This is a genomic window from Sphingomonas sp. F9_3S_D5_B_2 (assembly GCF_054263715.1).
The window spans coordinates 991,029-1,007,773 of sequence record NZ_JBSZFB010000001.1 but is presented as its reverse complement, the minus strand read 5'-3'; the positions used below and the strand labels follow the sequence as shown (position 1 = coordinate 1,007,773).

The window sequence follows — 16,745 nt, the reverse complement described above, 5'->3', positions numbered from 1 at the left end:
GCCGTTTGGTTTCGCGCCGCTTTTTCATTGAGAACCGGGCTTCAAGGCTCGATCTGGATAACGAGGACTTTCATGGCGAATACGCCGCAAGCCAAGAAGCGCATCCGCCGGAACGATCGCCGGTCCGTCATCAACCATTCGCGTATCAGCCGCATCCGGACCTTCATCAAGGCCGTCGAGTCGGCGATCGCGTCGGGCGACAAGAGTCAGGCCGCCGAGGCGCTGAAGCTTGCCCAGCCCGAGCTGTTCCGCGGTGTCGCCCGCGGCGTGATCCCCAAGAACACGGCGTCGCGCAAGATGTCGCGCCTCTCCAAGCGTGTCGCTTCGCTCGGCTGATTGCCGCGCCAATTTGGGACAAAGAAACGGGCTGCCGGGCGACCGGTGGCCCGTTGTCATTTGAAACTGTTCAAAAAATGCAGCGAATCCGGCGATTCGCCGCGAGCGGATCTGGCGCGAGTTCCAGTAAATGGCAGTTTTGAGCCACTTTCAACGGCATTCCCTCGCTTTCCGCTGTCAAGGGCCATTATTTCATTTCTGTGAAAAACAGCACTTGAAAGCTGCCGCCCAGACTTTCAGAAACGTTCTTCCGGGGCGCGAAACCGCGCCGGGGGCAAGAGAGAAATGGAGCTTTTGACGCCGCGACTCGCAGTTCGGCGGATGGCGAAGTTTTGTCTCGTGCATGGGGGTTGATTGAAGGGAGGCGCTGGCCAGTGCAGGGCAGAGGGGCCAATTCGTCTGTTGATTTCGGGACGTCGCCGCAGGTGGCGCCGATCGAGGCTGCTTGGGAGTCGATCCGCAGCGGTCTCCGCCGCGATCTCGGTGCGCGCACGTTCGACGGCTGGCTAAAGCCGGCGGAGCTTGGCGGTTTCGATCCCGACACCGGCGCACTCGACGTCGTCATGCCGAGCCAGTTTATGGCGGACTGGGTCCGATCCCACTTCGGCGACCGGCTCGTGATGGCATGGAAGACCGTTCTTCCGATCGTACGCGATGTCCGGATCATCGCCACTGCGGATGCACCGCGGCCGGCACCGCTGCTGATCCTCGACGAAAGCCCGCTTCCGTCCGAGCGTGACCCGGCCGCTCCGAATTTCGACCCGCGCTACCGCTTCGAGACATTCATAGTCGGCAAGGCCAACGAGGTGGCGGCAACCGCGGCGCGGACGCTTGCGACGTCGCCGACGGTCGGGTTCAACCCGCTGTTCATCCACGGCGGCACAGGCCGCGGCAAGACGCACCTGCTGCACGCCATCGGGCACACGTTCTGCGCCCACAATCGTGGCTCTCGCGTGGTCTCGATGTCGGCCGAGAAGTTCATGGTCGAGTTCATCCGCGCCCTGAAAGAGAACGACACGATCGGCTTCAAGCAGCGTCTGCGGAACGCCGACCTGCTACTGATCGATGACGTCCAGTTCATCGCTGGCAAGGACTCCACCCAGGAAGAATTCTTCCACACCATGAACGAGATCATCGGTGCCGGACGACGGCTGGTGATCACGTCCGACCGTGCTCCGCAGGATCTGGATGGCATTGCCCCGCGCATCCTGTCGCGGCTGTCTTGGGGCCTCGTCGCCGACATCAACCCCGCCGACTACGAGCTTCGCTTCAACATCATCCTCGCCAAGCTGGAGGCGCTCCCGGGCGTCGAGATGCCGCGCAACGTCGTCGATTTCCTCGCCCGGCGCGTGACCTCGTCCATCCGTGAGCTCGAAGGCGCGCTCAACCGGATCGGCGCCTATGCGCTGATGACCGGGCGCACGATCGACGTTGCCTTCGTCGAGGAAGTGCTCGCCAACGTCCTTCGCGCCAACCAGCGCCGCATTTCGATCGACGAAATCCAGACTCAGGTCGCCGAGCACTACAGGATCCGCAAGGCGGAAATGACGTCCGCCCGGCGGGCCCGCGAAGTCGCCCGTCCGCGGCAAGTCGCGATGTACCTGTCCAAGCAACTGACGCCCAAGTCGCTGCCGGATATTGGCCGTCGTTTCGGCGGCCGCGATCACACGACGGTCATCCATGCCGTTCGCCAGATCGAGAAATTGCGCGCGAGCGACGCCGAACTCGACGCGGACATTCGCCTCCTAACCCGGCAGCTGGAAGGCTAAGCTAGCCCTTAAGCCATGCCAACGCGAACTTCAGGGCGGCCACGCCCCAGATGACCAGCGCGGCATCGAACAGCAGGGCGAATACTGCCGCAACCGCCGCGATGATCACCAGGATCCCGTCCCGGTAGATGAGGCCCAGCCCGAACAGCACGATCGCCAGCGCCGGAGCATTGTGAATCATCAGGATTGGTAGGGCGGCAACGAGCCCGAGCAGGAAGCAAGCGCTGCCGATGACGCGCATCGCGGCAGCGCCGGTCAATTGCGGCAGGCGCGGCTTTAAGACGCGCTCCACGCGTGCCTCGAACCAGCCCATCTTGTCGACGAGCCGCTGAAGCTCCTCTTTCGTGACGCCGCGCTGGTCCAGGCGGCGAGGAAACCACGGCGCCGGGCGCCCGAAGACCATCTGGGCCGAGACGAGCAGAATCGGCAGAGCGATGATCGTGCTGGTACCCGGCGGAAGTGGCATCACGTTGATCGCAGCGAAGATCAGCAGCAGCCCGCCCCACACCCGCGAGTGAAGCTGCCGGGCAAGCTCCGAGAAGCTGATCCGGTCGTCGCCGGCATCGGCTGCAATCTCCGCCAGCCGCTCCGACAGCGCGAGAGGGCGGCCTTCCGCCATTTGGGTCCGCTCTGTCGTCACGGACAAGCTAGCGGGTGAGGCCGACGGCCGACTTCGCGGCTGCGAGCACCGGCGCGCCGATCGCCTCCGCTCGTGCGGCGCCGTCAGCCAGAATGCGGTCGAGCTCGGCGGGGTCGCTGCGAAGACCGTCCAACCGGGCGCGAATGGGCGAAAGCAGGGCGACCAGCGCATCGGCAAGCACCGGCTTGAACGCACCGAATCCATGGCCTGCGAACCGGGAGAGCACCTGTTCGACGCTCTCGCCGCTGACCGCAGCCAGGATGCCGACGAGGTTCTGCGCCTCGGGCCGGCCGTCCAGTGCGTCCGGGTTGTCCGGCAGCGGCTCGGGATCTGTCTTGGCCTTGCGGATCTTCTGGGCGACGTCGTCGTCGCTGTCCGTCAGGTTGACCCGGCTCATGTCCGAAGGATCGGACTTCGACATTTTGGCGCGCCCGTCGCGAAGGCTCATCACGCGCGCCGCCGTGCCGCCGCCGATGAATGGCTCCGGGACCACGAACAGGTCGGTGTCGTAATCCGTGTTGAACTTCAGCGCGATGTCGCGGGTGAGCTCGATATGCTGCTTTTGATCTTCGCCCACAGGGACGTGGGTCGCCTGGTAGAGCAGGATGTCCGCTGCCTGCAGCACCGGGTAATCGAAAAGCGCGACCGACGCGCCCTCCCGGTTCTTGCCGGCCTTGTCCTTCCACTGCGTCATCCGGTTGAGCCAGCCTATGCGCGCAGTGCCGTTGAGGATCCAGCACAGCTCCGAATGCGCCGGCACGGCGCTTTGCGGAAACAGCACTGAGCGCTTGGGATCGATGCCGCTGGCGATCAGTGCCGCGGCCATCTCGCGCACGCTCGCGCGGCGCTCGTCGGGAACCATATACTCGGACAGGGAGTGCAGATCGGCAAGGAAGAAGAGGCATTCCGCTTCGTCCTGCATCCGCACCCAGCGCAGAATGGCGCCAAGCAGGTTGCCGAGGTGAAGCCCGCCTGTCGGCTGGATACCGGAAAGTACTCGTGTGGACGGCGTGGTGGTCATGCGTCGCGCGCGCCTCGTCTAATCAGGAGCTTGAGATCGTTGAGCACGAACGCGCCCGTCAAGAAGCAGGCGACCGCATAGACAACAGCGCCGCCGCCAACCAGCACCAGAAGCGCCGAATAGCGCTGCCAGAGGTGACCGGTCAGCCAGGGATCGAGCAAGCGATCGAACGCGAAGATCGCTGCCCCCATCAGCACGGCCGCGAGCGCAAGACGCGGGAGGCGGCGCTTCAACTGCGCGTCGGCAATGAAGTGGCCGCGCCTGCGAAGCGTCGCATAGAGCAGCCAAACGTTCGCAGTGGACGAGAGCGCGGTGGCAAGCGGCGGGCCGACGTGGCCGTAGCCGAACCGGCCCAGCAGCGGAATCAGGATGATGTTGGCGACCAAGTTCACGCCGACCGACTGAATGGCGTAGCGGACCGGGGTGCGGGTATCGTGCCGGGCGTAGTAGCCGGGCGTGAGCACCTTCACGAGAACGTAGGACGGCAAGCCGATCGAGAAGCCGGCAAGTGCCCACGAGCACTTGACCGTGTCGGTGGCGTCGAAATGACCATATTGGAAGAGCCCGCGGACGATCGGCTCGGCCGCGACGACGAGCGCCACCATGGCGGGCAGCGTCAGGAACAGCGCCAGTTCCATGCCGCGGTTCTGTGTGTCCATCGCCTTGGCGTCCTCGCCCGCGCTCAGCAAACGCGAGACGGTGGGGAGCAGGATGGTGCCGAGGCCGATCCCGATCATGCCGAGCGGCAGCTGGTTCACGCGGTCGGCGTAGTAGATGTAGGAGATTGAGCCTTCGCCGAGCAGGTAGCCGGAGAGGGCGGTCGAGACGACGAGGTTGAGCTGGACGGCTCCGGCACCGACCGCAGCGGGCAGAATCAGCTTCATGAGCCGCTTCAGCTCGGGGTCGAGGTGCGGCATGCGGGGGCGGAGCGACACGCCGGCGCTGCGGCAGGCGAGAAACAGCCAGCCCAGCTGCAGGACACCACCGACCGGCACCGCGATTGCCTGCGCTCGCGCCGTCTGGTCGGGCGCGCCGTGGAAAATCAGAAGGCCAAGGACCATCGCCACGTTGAGGAGGATGGGTGCCGCTGCGTTGATCCAGAACTTGTCGAGCGAGTTGAGGATTCCGCCGAGCAGCGACGCCAGGCAGATCAGCATCAGATAGGGGATCGTGATGCGGCTGAGCTGCACTGCGAACGCGAATTGTTCGTGCGTCGGGTGCTGCTTGTGAAAGCCGAGGCCCGAGAGGACCCAGGTCAGCGGCCATGCTGCGAGCAGCATCACGACCGTCATGGCCATCAGGAAGGCGAACAGAACGGAGAGCGCGCGCTCCGCGAAGTCGAGTGCTGCCGCACGCTCGCCGTTGCTCTCGGCGAGCTTGCGGTTGAACATCGGGATGAAGGCCGAAGAGAAGGCGCCCTCCGCGAAGAAGGCGCGGAACATGTTCGGCAGGCGGAACGCCACCAGGAAGGCGTCTGAGGCGAAGTTGGCGCCGACGTAGCGGGCCTGCAGCGAGTCGCGGACAAGCGCGAGGATGCGGCTGGCAAGGGTGAGCCCGCCGACCGATCCCAGCGAACGGGCGAGGTTCATCGGCTTAGTCGCGCGGGAAGCGTGAGCACGTCACACGTCCCGCGGTTCGTCCTCGCTTCACGCGTTGCCTAGCGGAGCCGCTCCGGGATCGCCGCCACCGAGCTGGCCCTGTGCCGCTTCGGCCTGGGCAACATAAGCGGCGGCGAAGTCGATCGGCTCGAGCAGGAGCGGGGGAGAGCCGGCATTCGTCACGGCTTCGGCGATGATCTGGCGCGCGAACGGGAAGAGGAGGCGCGGGGCTTCGATCAGAAGCACCGGTCCAAGCGCATCCTCGGGGATGTTGCGCGCGCCAAACAGACCCGAATAGGTGAGGTCGACGACGAAGTGGACGCCGCTTTCCGAACGCGCCGTCACCTCGATCTTGAGTCCGACTTCGTGGACGTCGTCAGAGAACTTCTGCGCGTTCAGGTTGAACTGGACGTCGAGGCTTGGCTGGGTCTGCCACTGGAAGACCTGCGGCGCGTTCGGATTCTCGATCGAGAGATCCTTTATGTATTGCGCCAGGACGCTGAACTCGGGAGCCGTCTCGGAAGCGCCTGAGCCGTTGCCGGCGGTTCCTGAATCCTGCTCAGCCATTCGTCGAAATCCTTTGCGAGTTTACGGGTCGTTTTTTGAGGAGCCGCGTGGAGCGGGCCGCGCCGGCGGGCGACTAGCAGTCGCACAAATGGGGCGCAATGGCGGGCTGGTGCGTTGGACCGATTGGAATCTTTGCGTCTCGCGCACTATGTTCGCTACAAGTATCGAGAGATTGGAAATCGAAGCTTGGCCGTGATCGTCATCCTCGCGCTGGTCGCCCTCTTCATCGGGCTGCGCCTATACAGCGTTCTCGGTGAGCGCACCGGGCACGAACAGCAGCCGATTCTGAAGCCCGCCGACTCCGACGCAAGGGTCGAGCCACGGCCTGCTCCGTCGGCAGTCCCGCAGACCGTTTCGCAGGATCCCGCCGACCTGGCATACCTGCCGACGGCGGGGCCTGGTGTTCGGGCTGTGCTTGCCGCCGACCCGACGTTCGACGTCGCCCGCTTCCTGGAAGGCGCCAAGGCTGCGTACCGGATGGTTCTCGAGGCCTTCTGGAAAGGCGATCTCGACGCGCTGCGGGGTCACGTCGATGCCCACGTTTACGAGACCTTCTCGGAGGCTGTCGAACAGCGCGGCAAGGACGGGCTGAAGCTGGACAACCGGCTAGTCGGCATTGACCAGGCAGTGATCGCCGAGGCTGCGCTCGAAAAGACGGTTGCCCTGCTGACCGTGCGGTTCGAGGCGGACATCGCCGCAATCACGCGCAACGCCGCCGGCGAGGTCGTTGCCGGCTCGCTCAGCGACGCGGTGCAGACCCGCGACCTGTGGACGTTCCGGCGCGACACATCTTCCCGGGATCCCAACTGGCTGCTGATCGAAACCGACGAGGAAGAGTGAGCTTCATCCGACGGGCGCTGACGCTCGCCTCAATCACCCTCCTGGCCGCCTGCGCAAAGACCGTGCAGGTGCCAACGTCACCACCGCCGGTCACTCCGCAGCCCCCGACGACGCAGCCGCCGCCCGTCGTGATCACGCCGCCGCCGCCGCCCAACGCGCGCGCCGCCGGGATCCGGCTGGTGGCTCCGCCAGCGGTCCTCGATGAATTGTCGGCCGCACGTGCGCTTTCGGCATTCCGGATCAGTTGCCCCGTTGTCGTGCGGCGGACGGACACGTCCGAGCTGAGCTTCGGTCCCGACTGGGCACAGGTCTGCACCGATGCGGCGACCGTCCTGCCCGGCGGCGCCGGAGCGTTCTTCCGCGATCGCTTCGACTGGGTCCAGGTCGCCGACGGCAAGGCGTTTGCGACCGGCTATTACGAGCCGACGATCCAGGGCTCGCGGACGCCGCTGCCCGGCTACACTCCGATCTACGGCGTCCCCGCGGACCTCGTGCGTTGCGCACGTCCCGACGGGACCACCGGGCGCGCGCGCTATGATGCGACCGGCCTATGCGTCCCCTATTTCAGCCGCGCCGAGATCGAGGACGGAGCACTTGCAAACCGTGGCGCCGAGATTGCCTGGGCAGCGGACCCGGTCGAACTGTTCTTCGTCGAGATCCAGGGGTCTGGTCGCGTGGTCTTCCCGGACGGAAGCAGCATGCGGATCGGCTATGCCGAGCAGAACGGGCTGCCGTACACCGCAGTCGGCAAGCTGCTGCGTGATCGCGGGATCCTGCCTGCAGGCGGCGCGGGGATGCAGGCTATCAAGGACTGGATCCGCGCCAACCCCGACCAGGGCCGAGCCCTGATGCGGGAGAACCACGCCTACATCTTTTTCAAGGTGCTGACGGGCCCCGGCCCGCTCGGTTCGATCAACGTCCCGCTGACTCCGCACGGCACGGTCGCCACTGACCCGAAGTTCGTGCCGCTTGGTGCGCCGGTCTTCCTCGCCATGGATCGTCCGGAGCCGAACGGCCTGTGGGTTGCGCAGGACGTGGGTGGGGCGATCAAGGGGTCGAACCGGTTCGACACCTTCTGGGGCGGCGGTCCCGAGGCGCAGGCGCTCGCCGGCGGCATGGCGGCGAAGGGGCAGGCACTGATCCTGCTGCCGAAGGGCGTCGCGGCGCGTGCGCTCGCTCGACCCTGACGAGGCGGAACTCTGGGCCAGGGTCACTGCGACGATCCGCCCGTTGTCACGCGAGCCGGTCAAACCTGGCGAGCCTGAACCGACTGCCTCTCCACCCCTTCCGCCCCAGTCGGCAGCGGTCAAATCCCGGCCTTCAAAGCCCAGGCCTGAGCCCCGCCCGCAGCCAGGCGCCACGCTCGATGGCACCTGGGATCGGCGGCTGCGCTCGGGCTCAGTGCAGCCAGATCGCACGCTCGACCTCCACGGCATGAACCTCGAGGGCGCCTGGTCGGCAATCGACCGGGCTTTGGAGCAGGCGATCTCGAACGCGGATCGGGTACTGCTCCTGATCACCGGTCACCATCGGCCGGGTGACGCGCCGGTTCAACGGGGGAAGATTCGGGCTGCCGTGCACGACTGGCTCGCCGTCTCCCGCCACGCGCCCCGAATTGCGGCCGTGAGGGGGGCTCATCCGCGGCACGGCGGCGGTGGCAGCCTGTACATAGTCCTGAGGCGCCGCTGACGCTTTCTTAACCCTGTCTGCGCTAATTCTTCGCTTCCGGCGAGCACTCGCCGTTGCCGGGGGCGCTGGACGACCAATGAGAGCAGGCACCGCCCAGAAAATCAGCAACGCGATTCTGTCGTGCGCTGCCGGCTTCGCCTCGTTCGTCTTCTCGCTGGCGGCCCTCCTATACATCACGGCCTTCGACCAGAAGATCATCGCCGCGCTGTTTGCCGGCGCCTTCTGCCTCCTCGTCAGCTACGTTGCCGCGGAACGGCCCAACAGCGACAGCGCGCGCGCCTTGGCAGCTCTTGGCGACCGGCTGCTAGCTGTAGAGGACGGGGACATGGTGTCGCCAGCTCCAGCGGTGCTTCGCCGCTCCATGCCCAAACTGGCGGCTGCGGTTGACTCCCTGTTCGCTGAGGTTCGTGCCTCGATCGAAAACGCGCACGCACTAGGCATGTACGATCCCGTCACGTCGCTTCCGAACCGGCTGCATTTCCGGTCCGAAGCGGACAAGCTTCTCGGCGATGCTCCCGAAGGAACCAGCTCGGCGATGCTGTTCGTCGACCTCGATCGGTTCAAGAGCGTCAACGACAGCCTCGGGCACGCCCGTGGCGATCAACTCCTGATCATGGTCGCGAACCGCTTGAGGGTGGTCGTGAACGCCGAATACACCGGAAGCGCCCGCATGCGCCCGCTACTCGCGCGTTTGGCAGGCGACGAATTCACCATGTTCTTCCCCGAGGTCGGCTCCATCGCCGAGATCGAGCGCATCGCGCGTCGCGTCGTGCTCGCGATCTCCGAGCCGTTCGAGCTCAGTTCGCACAGCATCGACATCGGCGCGTCCATCGGCATCGCCTGTGCCCCCGAGCACGGCGCCAGCATCGAATCGCTGATGCGGGCGGCCGACATCGCGATGTATCGAGCCAAGTCAGCGGGCGGCGGGCAGCATTGGATGTTCAACGACCAGCTCGCCGCGGAGCAGGAAGCCAAGGTTGCCACCGAGATGGCGCTGACGGAAGCGGTGCAGCGCGGCGAGTTCCAGCTCGTATTCCAGCCGCAGATGAGCCTCGTCACGGGCGAGACCAGCGGGGCCGAGGCGCTCCTGCGTTGGGACCACCCGCGCGACGGTCTGCGGATGCCCAGCACGTTCATTCCCGTGGCCGAGCGGACCGGTGTCATCGCGGAGATCGGCGACTGGGTGCTTGGCGAAGTCGCGTCGGTGCTCGGCAACTGGCATCGCAGCGGCTTCAACCAGCGCATTTCGTTCAACATCAGTCCGCGGCAGGTCGACCGCCCGGACTTCTTCGTTCGCTTGCGCCAGGCGTTTGCCGACGCTCGCGCGCCGCTGTCGCTGGTCGAGCTCGAATTCACCGAAAGCGCCGCGATGGAAGTGAGCGACGGCGTGCTCCAGGAAATCGGCAGCCTGCGGGCCGACGGCGCCACGATCGCGATCGACGATTTCGGCACCGGATACTCGAACCTGGCGCGGCTTCGCTCGATGCCGCTCGATCGGGTCAAGCTCGATCCGTCTTTGATCGCGGACATCGAGAACAACGACCGGGCCCGGGTCATCGTTCAGGCCGTCATCCACCTCATAAAGGGTGTCGAGTGCGAGATCGTGGCCGAAGCGGTGGAAACCGTTGCTCAGGCCGATCTGCTTCGCGCCATGGGCTGCGACGTCGTGCAGGGTTTCGTCTTCTCGCCGGCGATGACCGAGACGGAATTCCTGGCCTGGGTCGGAAGCGGCCGGCAAACGGCGAAGTCCGTCGCCTAGCAGAGCACCTTTCGAACAATCCGTTCGTAGATCCTCGACAGTTCTTCGATGTCGGCGACGGCCGCGCTTTCGTCCAGCTTGTGCATGGTCGCGTTCGGCAGTCCGAAGTCGACCACGGGGCAAAGCTGTATCAGAAACCTGCCATCGGACGTGCCGCCGCTAGTTGATAGCTCGGGCGTAACCCCCGTCTCCTCGCGGATCGCTTCGACCAGCACGTCGTAGAGCGCGCCCGGCGGCGTCAGGAAAGCCTCGCCTGAAATCCGGGCCCGCACCGTTGCCTCCGGTGCTTCACGTTTGGCGATCTCTTCCACGAGGCGCACCAGATCGGCGCCGCGCTGCAGATTGTTGAAGCGAATGTTGAGCTGCGCGGTAGCGGATCCCGGGATCACGTTGCTTGCGTCGGTCGGCGTAGAAACTGCCGTGAACTCCAGATTCGAGGCCGGGAACACCTCGGTGCCATCGTCGAGGTGCAGCGCGTCAAGGGCCGCGACGATGCGGGCGAGGGGCGGCACCGGGTTGCTCGCCCGATGAGGGTAGGCGACGTGGCCCTGAACGCCCGGCACCTCGATCCACATGTTGACCGAGCCGCGACGGCCGATCTTCACCGTGTCGCCGAGCCGATCCACGGAGGTCGGTTCGCCGATCAGGATCATGTCCGGCTTGATGGAGCGTTCGTTCAGCCAGTCGATGATGCGCGGCGTGCCGAACGTCGCATAACCTTCCTCGTCGCCGGTGATGAGTAGGGAGAGGGTGCCAGCGGTCTGCTCGACGCGCGAGACCGCGGCTACGAATGCGGCGATCGCACTCTTCATGTCGTTGGCGCCGCGGCCGATTAGCTGGCCGTCGATGACCTGCGCTTCGAACGGTCCGGCGGTCCATCCTTCTCCCGCGGGGACGACGTCGAGGTGCCCGGCGAACCCGAAGTGAGGTGAGCCGGAGCCTCGGATCGCGACCATGTTTTCCGTCGGCCCGTCCGGCGCTTCACCAAGTACCCAGCGGTGGATGGTGAAGCCGAGCGGCTGAAGTGCCGATTCGAGCAAGTCGAAGACCTCTCCGCGTGCGGGCGTCACACTGGGGCAGCGGATTAGCTCGGCGGCAAATGCCACCGGTTCGAGCAGGTTGGCCATCCCTCGGCCCTAGCAACCATTCTCAAGCTGGCAAGCGGAGGGAGCGGCTCCCTGGTGTGTTAGTGCAGCACAACGGGTTGGTCGTCTCTGGTCGCCGGTTTATCGAAATACAGCTTGCGGCAACGCTACAAATGTAGCACGCTACAAATGTAGCACGAGATCGAGCGTGCGGAATGAAACAGGGGAAACGTACAATGACCGTGTTGCCTAGGCTTCGTCTTTCGCTGCTCGCCGGCACAGCCACCATCCTCGCTGCGCCGCTCTCGGCGCAAACGCCGGTACCGACCAGCGATCCGGCCGTCGTGCCGCCGCCACAGGCGGCAAATGGCGTCACCAAGCGCGTCTACACGCCCGCCGACTTCGCCCGCTTCGCGCCGCGGACTGCCTATGACATGCTGATCCAGCTGCCGAGCTTCACGATCCGCGCCGCCGACCCGACGGAGCGCGGGCTCGGCCAGGCGACCGAGAACGTGTTGATCAACGGCGAGCGCATCAACAACAAGAATTACGCGGGGGGCGACGCGGGTGCGGTCGACGAACTGCACCGGATCCCCGCGAAAAACGTGGAGCGGGTCGAGATCGTCGATGCCGCAGCCCTCGGCATTGCCGGGCTGTCCGGCCAGGTCGCGAACTTCATCGTCAGGTCGGAGAAAAAGTCGAGCGGCCAGTTCGACTGGAATCCCCAGATTCGGGCGCACTACGCCAAGCCGAGATTCTTCCGCGGTTCGGTCAGCTACAGCGGAACGACTGGCCCCGTCGATTACACGCTTTCCGTACGGGACCAGGCAGGTCGCGGCGCCTACGGCGGACCGGTCCTGATTTACGATCGCAACCACGTGCTGATCGAGAGCCGGCACGAGACTTTGCACAACGAGTCAGACCTCGTGACCTTCCAGGGCAAGTTCAAACTGGACGGTCCCGGATCCTCGGTCGGCGACCTCACCCTCGCTTACACGCCCTACTGGAACCCGGGCTACCAGGCGGACCAGCGCTTCCTGGTGTCCGGCGAGACGGGCGGCCGCACCATCAAGACGACGCTGAAGGGCTGGTATTACGATGTGAACGCCGACTACGAGTTTGCTCTCGGGCCGGGCCGATTGAAGCTGATCGGCCTGCAACACCGGGACCACGAACCGCTCGTTCAGACGCAGATCGCGCATTTCTCCGGCCTGCCGGATCCTGATGGTGTCCGGTTCAGCCGCAACTCGGTCATCGAGGAAAGAATCGGCCGTGCCGAATATGGCTGGAAGGGCGGCAAAAACGACTGGCAGGTCTCGTTCGAGCGGGCCTTCAATTCGCTCGACCAGAAGGGCGGATTATTCATCCTCGACCCATCGGGAGACTTCAACGAAGTGCCATACCCTCAGGGCACCGGTCACGTGACGGAGGTCCGGTACGAGGGCATCGGTACCCTGAGCCGGCCGCTTGGGACCAAGCTCGACCTGCAGGTTGCGGCCGGCGCGGAAGCCTCGACGCTCGATCGCGTCGACGACGACCAGCCCGGGCGCAAGTTCTTCCGGCCGAAGGGAAGCATCTCGCTTGGCTGGCGACCGGTGGATGGCTGGGACGCAAGCCTGAAACTGCGCCGCCGCGTCGGGCAGATCAGCTTCTACGACTTCCTGTCGCAGCCCAAATTCTCAGAGGATCGCGAAAACGCCGGCAATCCCGACCTCGTCCCGCCGCAAAGCTGGGAAGTCGAAGGCGAGGTCGGCCATGAGCTTGGCAAATGGGGCAAGACGCGCCTGCGCGCCTGGGCACACAAGGTCGAAGACATCGTCGACGTGATTCCGCTCGCAGACCATACAGAAGGTGTCGGCAACCTGCCGCACGCAACCCTGTACGGAGCCGAGAGCACCAGCACCATCAACTTCGACCCGATCGGCTGGGTCGGCGCGAAGGTCGACGCCCAGCTCGGTTTCGAGAAGACCAGCGTGCGCGACCCGCTGACTGGCGAGAAGCGGCCGATCAGCGGCCTTCGCGATCGCTGGGCCAGCTTCAGCTTGCGCCACGACATCCCGCATACGCAGCTCGCCTGGGGAGCGGAGGCCAGCTACGAGCATTACACGCGCAGCTTCTACCTCACCGAGGTCTCGCGGAGTTGGGAGGGACCGGTGTTCCTCGACCTCTACGTCGAGGACAAGGATGTCATGGGCCTCGATGTCCGGGCCACCATTTCCAACGTTCTCAACGCTCGTCATCGCTGGGTGCGCAGGGTTTACCAGGACTGGCGTGACAACAGCCCGATCGCGTTCTTCCAGAACAACAACCAACTGATCGGGCCCATCTTCACCCTCCAGGTCAAAGGCAGCTTCTAGGCTTTCGCATCCGGCCTGCTATTCGGCAGGCCGGAACAGCGGGGGCGCCAATGCCGAAGATCGACCTGGATGCAATCGAGCAGACAAACCGGACCGGCTATCCGCCGCCGTTCAACGAGGCCGTTGCCGGCCGCTTCCAGCGGCGGCTGTCGCCGGCGACGCGGCTCACCGATTTCGGCGTGAGTCATGTCGTCCTGAAGCCGGGCGCATGGTCGTCGCAGCGGCACTGGCACGACGGCGAAGATGAGTTCGTGGTCGTCCTCGAAGGCGTAATCGTCCTGGTCGAGGACGAAGGCAGGACCGTTCTTCACGCCGGCGACCTCGCGGCGTTTCCGAAGGGCACCGGCAACGGACACCATCTTCGGAACGAGAGCGATCAGGATTGCGCGTTCGTCGTGTTCGGAGGCGGTGTCTGCACCGGCGGCGGCTATTCCGACATCGACATGCTGTTCACCGCGGAGGGCCGATACATCCGCAAGGACGGGACGCCCTACGACCAGTCGCGCGTCTGACGTCATTAAGGCGCCGTTTAACCGGAGAGGTCTAAGTACGTGGAGTGCCGGATTCGGCACGCTTTCCTCCCAATCGGGCTTCGGTCCGATACCTGGGCCGTCAGTCTCACGACCGGCGGCCCTTCTTTTGTCGGCAGCTGTCGCCTAAGGGCGCGGCCGATGTTCCCGTTCATTGCCAAGGCAGCCATTTCCGGCCTCGTCGCCGCGCTCGTAGCGGAGATCGCTCGCCGCTATCCGGGCTGGGGAGGGCTGGTCGCGTCCCTTCCTCTCACGTCCATTCTGGCAATGCTGTGGCTCTGGCGGGACACCGGCGACCGGCTTCGCGTCGCGGAGCTGTCGGGCTCGATCTTCTGGTTCATCCTGCCGTCGCTGCCGATGTTCCTTGCACTGCCCAAATTGCTGAGGAACGGCGTCGGCTTCTGGGTCAGCATGTCGGTGGTGATTGCAGGGACCCTGGCACTCTACGCATTGATGTTCTGGGCGGCGCCGAGACTGGGAATCAGGCTGTGACGCGCTCGGCTGTCGTCCTGCTCTCGGGCGGCCTCGACTCGATGGTCTGCGCCGCGCTTGCCCGGGAGGCGGGCTTCTCCGTCATTGGCCTGACGATCGACTACGGCCAGCGTCACCGGGTCGAGCTCGATTCGGCGCGTGTGATCGCCGCCGGACTTACCGATCGCCACATCGTCCTCCCCTTGGACCTTCGAGCTTTCGGCGGCTCGGCGCTGACGGCGGAGGTGGACGTTCCGAAGGGCGGGTTGGAGGAAGGCATTCCGGTCACCTACGTACCGGCACGCAATACGATCTTCCTCAGTCTGGCTCTCGGCCTTGCCGAAGCGAGCGGCTCTCGGGACATCTTCATCGGCGTCAACGCGCTCGACTATTCGGGCTACCCGGACTGCCGGCCCGAATTCATTGCCGGCTTCCAGGACCTCGCCGATGTTGCGACGAAGGCTGGAGTAGAAGGCGGTTGCTTCACCATCCACGCACCGCTTCAGCACATGACCAAGGCCGACATTGCGCGCGAGGCACAGAGGCTCGGCCTCGACGCGGGGCTAAGCCATAGCTGCTACGATCCGCTGCCGGACGGCCGTCACTGCGGCGAGTGCGATGCGTGCCGCCTCCGTTCGAAAGGATTCGCGGAGGCCGGGATCGCGGATCCCACGGCCTACGCGTGACCTACGCCGTCAAGGAGACCTTCCTGACGCTTCAGGGAGAGGGAATGCAGGCGGGAAGCCGAGCCGTCTTCCTGCGCTTCGCGGGCTGCAACCTCTGGTCCGGACGGGAGCAGGACCGGGCGGGCGCGCAGTGCCGCTTCTGCGATACGGATTTCGTTGGAACGGACGGGCCGGGCGGCGGCAAGTTCACGACCGCAGCTGCGCTCGCCGATCACGCGGAACGTATCTGGGGTCCGGGTCGCGAGCGGCGGCAGGTCGTGATCACCGGTGGCGAGCCGATGCTGCAACTTGACGATGCGCTTGTTTCCGAACTGCACGGTCGCGGATTTCGGGTGGCGATCGAGACCAACGGCACCTTGCCGGTGATTTCGGGCGTCGACTGGATTTGCGTCAGTCCGAAAGCCGGCACCGACGTGGTGCAGCGCTCGGGCAATGAACTGAAGCTCGTGTGGCCCCAGGCGGGTATCGACCCGGCAGCTCTCGAAGACTGGAGCTTCGACCATTTCCTGGTGCAGCCGATGGACTGCTTGGAGCGAAGGCATGCGCTCGACGCGGCAATTGCGCTCGCAATGGAGCGGCCGCGATGGCGGCTCTCCATCCAGGCCCACAAGGTCGTGGGCCTGGCCTGAGCTTCACTCCGCGTTCGTTGCCGCGGTGTCGTTGGTCGGCTTGGCTGCAGGAGGAGCCGTTTTCTTCGCGGGCTGATGCGCAGGGGCCTTGGCGGGCGCGGCCGTGTTCGGAGCGTCGCTGTTCAGATCGTCGACCGCATCGTTGAGGTCCGTGTAGTTCACGTCGGCCGCCATATTTGCATCTGCGCCGGTCACGGCATCGATGGCTGTGACGTCATTGGACACGACGTTCTCGGCCGAGAGATTCTCGTCGGCGTTGGTGGTGTTGTCGGCCTGGTCGTTGTTGCGGCAAGCGGCGAGCGCGAGAGCTGCGCCGGCAATCAGGATCAAAGTGCGCATCGGCCTTGCTCCGGAGCTAAAAAAAGGGGCTGCCGGCAAATACCGGCAGCCCCTTGATACGCCAACGCCTCCCGCAAGGGGAGGCGTCGAAATTACATCGCGTTGTTTGCAGCGGCGTCCGCGTTGTTCGCAGCAGCGTTCGCAGTGTCGGCAGCGGCATTGGCCGTGTCGGCAGCGTTCGTCGCATTCATATCCGTCGCGTTCATTGCGTTCAGATCGGTAGCGTTCATGTCGGTCGTCGTAGCATTCATGTCCGTCGTCGTCAGATTCTCGTCGACGTTCATGGTGTTGTTGGCGTTGTCGTTGCTGCTGCAAGCTGCAACCGCCAGGGCCGCACCAGCGACCAGGATAAGAGCACGCATTCAAGACTCCCTAATTATTGCGATCTGCACCGGTAGACCCGCGTCGCAAATCGCGCGCACAATAGTC

At 65.1% G+C, this 16,745-nt stretch carries 18 protein-coding genes; 11 read left to right on the top strand and 7 right to left on the bottom strand.

Annotated features, from left to right (window positions below; all coding sequences use genetic code 11):
* Positions 1 to 72: 72 nt before the first annotated feature.
* Together rpsT and dnaA are read left to right on the top strand one after the other, a co-directional pair.
* The gene (gene rpsT / locus ACUXST_RS04925; protein ID WP_458388820.1) at positions 73 to 336 is read left to right on the top strand and encodes a 30S ribosomal protein S20; all 264 of its coding nucleotides are present in this window, start codon (positions 73 to 75) and stop codon (positions 334 to 336) included.
* A 374-nt stretch (positions 337 to 710) separates the two neighbouring features.
* Positions 711 to 2,105: a chromosomal replication initiator protein DnaA gene (dnaA, locus tag ACUXST_RS04920; RefSeq protein WP_458388819.1), complete on the top strand. Its 1,395-nt coding sequence runs from the start codon at positions 711 to 713 to the stop codon at positions 2,103 to 2,105.
* 1 nt (position 2,106) lies between these two features.
* Here the strand turns inward: dnaA and ACUXST_RS04915 are convergent, their stop codons facing one another.
* From ACUXST_RS04915 to secB, 4 genes are read right to left on the bottom strand one after another with little or no spacing between them, the layout of a single operon-like run.
* The gene (locus tag ACUXST_RS04915; protein ID WP_458388818.1) at positions 2,107 to 2,724 is read right to left on the bottom strand and encodes an exopolysaccharide biosynthesis protein; all 618 of its coding nucleotides are present in this window, start codon (positions 2,722 to 2,724) and stop codon (positions 2,107 to 2,109) included.
* 28 nt (positions 2,725 to 2,752) lie between these two features.
* Positions 2,753 to 3,766 (bottom strand): tryptophan--tRNA ligase, encoded by a 1,014-nt coding sequence (gene trpS, locus ACUXST_RS04910; RefSeq protein ID WP_458388817.1) that lies wholly within the window; start codon positions 3,764 to 3,766, stop codon positions 2,753 to 2,755.
* Positions 3,763 to 5,355: a murein biosynthesis integral membrane protein MurJ gene (gene murJ, locus ACUXST_RS04905; RefSeq protein ID WP_458388816.1), complete on the bottom strand. Its 1,593-nt coding sequence runs from the start codon at positions 5,353 to 5,355 to the stop codon at positions 3,763 to 3,765. The genes trpS and murJ overlap by 4 nt, the downstream gene beginning before the upstream one ends.
* Before the next feature lie 57 nt (positions 5,356 to 5,412).
* Positions 5,413 to 5,931, bottom strand: coding sequence for a protein-export chaperone SecB (gene secB, locus ACUXST_RS04900; protein WP_458388815.1), 519 nt, complete (start codon positions 5,929 to 5,931; stop codon positions 5,413 to 5,415).
* Between the two features lie 186 nt (positions 5,932 to 6,117).
* Here secB and ACUXST_RS04895 point away from each other — a divergent pair, with 186 nt between their 5' ends.
* The 4 genes from ACUXST_RS04895 (at position 6,118) to ACUXST_RS04880 (ending at position 10,219) form a co-directional block, all read left to right on the top strand.
* Positions 6,118 to 6,771, top strand: coding sequence for a Tim44/TimA family putative adaptor protein (locus tag ACUXST_RS04895; protein ID WP_458388814.1), 654 nt, complete (start codon positions 6,118 to 6,120; stop codon positions 6,769 to 6,771).
* Positions 6,768 to 7,958 (top strand): murein transglycosylase A, encoded by a 1,191-nt coding sequence (mltA, locus tag ACUXST_RS04890; protein ID WP_458388813.1) that lies wholly within the window; start codon positions 6,768 to 6,770, stop codon positions 7,956 to 7,958. Before ACUXST_RS04895 ends, mltA begins: the two co-directional genes overlap by 4 nt.
* Before the next feature lie 214 nt (positions 7,959 to 8,172).
* Positions 8,173 to 8,460 carry a Smr/MutS family protein gene (locus ACUXST_RS04885; RefSeq protein WP_458388812.1) on the top strand — a complete coding sequence of 96 codons (288 nt, stop codon included), beginning with the start codon at positions 8,173 to 8,175 and terminating at the stop codon, positions 8,458 to 8,460.
* A gap of 76 nt (positions 8,461 to 8,536) precedes the next feature.
* Positions 8,537 to 10,219: a putative bifunctional diguanylate cyclase/phosphodiesterase gene (locus ACUXST_RS04880; protein ID WP_458388811.1), complete on the top strand. Its 1,683-nt coding sequence runs from the start codon at positions 8,537 to 8,539 to the stop codon at positions 10,217 to 10,219.
* Here the strand turns inward: ACUXST_RS04880 and dapE are convergent.
* The gene (gene dapE / locus ACUXST_RS04875; protein WP_458388810.1) at positions 10,216 to 11,346 is read right to left on the bottom strand and encodes a succinyl-diaminopimelate desuccinylase; all 1,131 of its coding nucleotides are present in this window, start codon (positions 11,344 to 11,346) and stop codon (positions 10,216 to 10,218) included. The two genes, ACUXST_RS04880 and dapE, sit on opposite strands and share 4 nt — an antisense overlap.
* A gap of 194 nt (positions 11,347 to 11,540) precedes the next feature.
* On the opposite strand from dapE, the gene ACUXST_RS04870 reads away from it, so the two are divergent.
* The 5 genes from ACUXST_RS04870 to queE all read left to right on the top strand — a co-directional run bounded on the left by ACUXST_RS04870 (position 11,541) and on the right by queE (position 15,977).
* Positions 11,541 to 13,661 carry a TonB-dependent receptor plug domain-containing protein gene (locus tag ACUXST_RS04870; protein ID WP_458388809.1) on the top strand — a complete coding sequence of 707 codons (2,121 nt, stop codon included), beginning with the start codon at positions 11,541 to 11,543 and terminating at the stop codon, positions 13,659 to 13,661.
* A gap of 50 nt (positions 13,662 to 13,711) precedes the next feature.
* Entirely contained in the window at positions 13,712 to 14,173 is a 462-nt protein-coding gene (locus tag ACUXST_RS04865) for a cupin domain-containing protein (RefSeq protein ID WP_458388808.1), read from the top strand.
* A gap of 159 nt (positions 14,174 to 14,332) precedes the next feature.
* Positions 14,333 to 14,683 carry a DUF3147 family protein gene (locus tag ACUXST_RS04860; RefSeq protein ID WP_458388807.1) on the top strand — a complete coding sequence of 117 codons (351 nt, stop codon included), beginning with the start codon at positions 14,333 to 14,335 and terminating at the stop codon, positions 14,681 to 14,683.
* The gene (queC, locus tag ACUXST_RS04855) at positions 14,680 to 15,348 is read left to right on the top strand and encodes a 7-cyano-7-deazaguanine synthase QueC (RefSeq protein WP_458388806.1); all 669 of its coding nucleotides are present in this window, start codon (positions 14,680 to 14,682) and stop codon (positions 15,346 to 15,348) included. Before ACUXST_RS04860 ends, queC begins: the two co-directional genes overlap by 4 nt.
* Positions 15,345 to 15,977 carry a 7-carboxy-7-deazaguanine synthase gene (gene queE, locus ACUXST_RS04850; protein WP_458388805.1) on the top strand — a complete coding sequence of 211 codons (633 nt, stop codon included), beginning with the start codon at positions 15,345 to 15,347 and terminating at the stop codon, positions 15,975 to 15,977. The genes queC and queE overlap by 4 nt, the downstream gene beginning before the upstream one ends.
* Positions 15,978 to 15,980: 3 nt before the next feature.
* On the opposite strand, the gene ACUXST_RS04845 is transcribed toward queE, so the two are convergent.
* Together ACUXST_RS04845 and ACUXST_RS04840 are read right to left on the bottom strand one after the other, a co-directional pair.
* Complete coding sequence (locus ACUXST_RS04845; protein ID WP_458388804.1) at positions 15,981 to 16,316, bottom strand: hypothetical protein; 336 nt, start codon at positions 16,314 to 16,316, stop codon at positions 15,981 to 15,983.
* A 92-nt stretch (positions 16,317 to 16,408) separates the two neighbouring features.
* Positions 16,409 to 16,678 (bottom strand): hypothetical protein, encoded by a 270-nt coding sequence (locus ACUXST_RS04840; protein ID WP_458388803.1) that lies wholly within the window; start codon positions 16,676 to 16,678, stop codon positions 16,409 to 16,411.
* Positions 16,679 to 16,745: the final 67 nt, after the last annotated feature.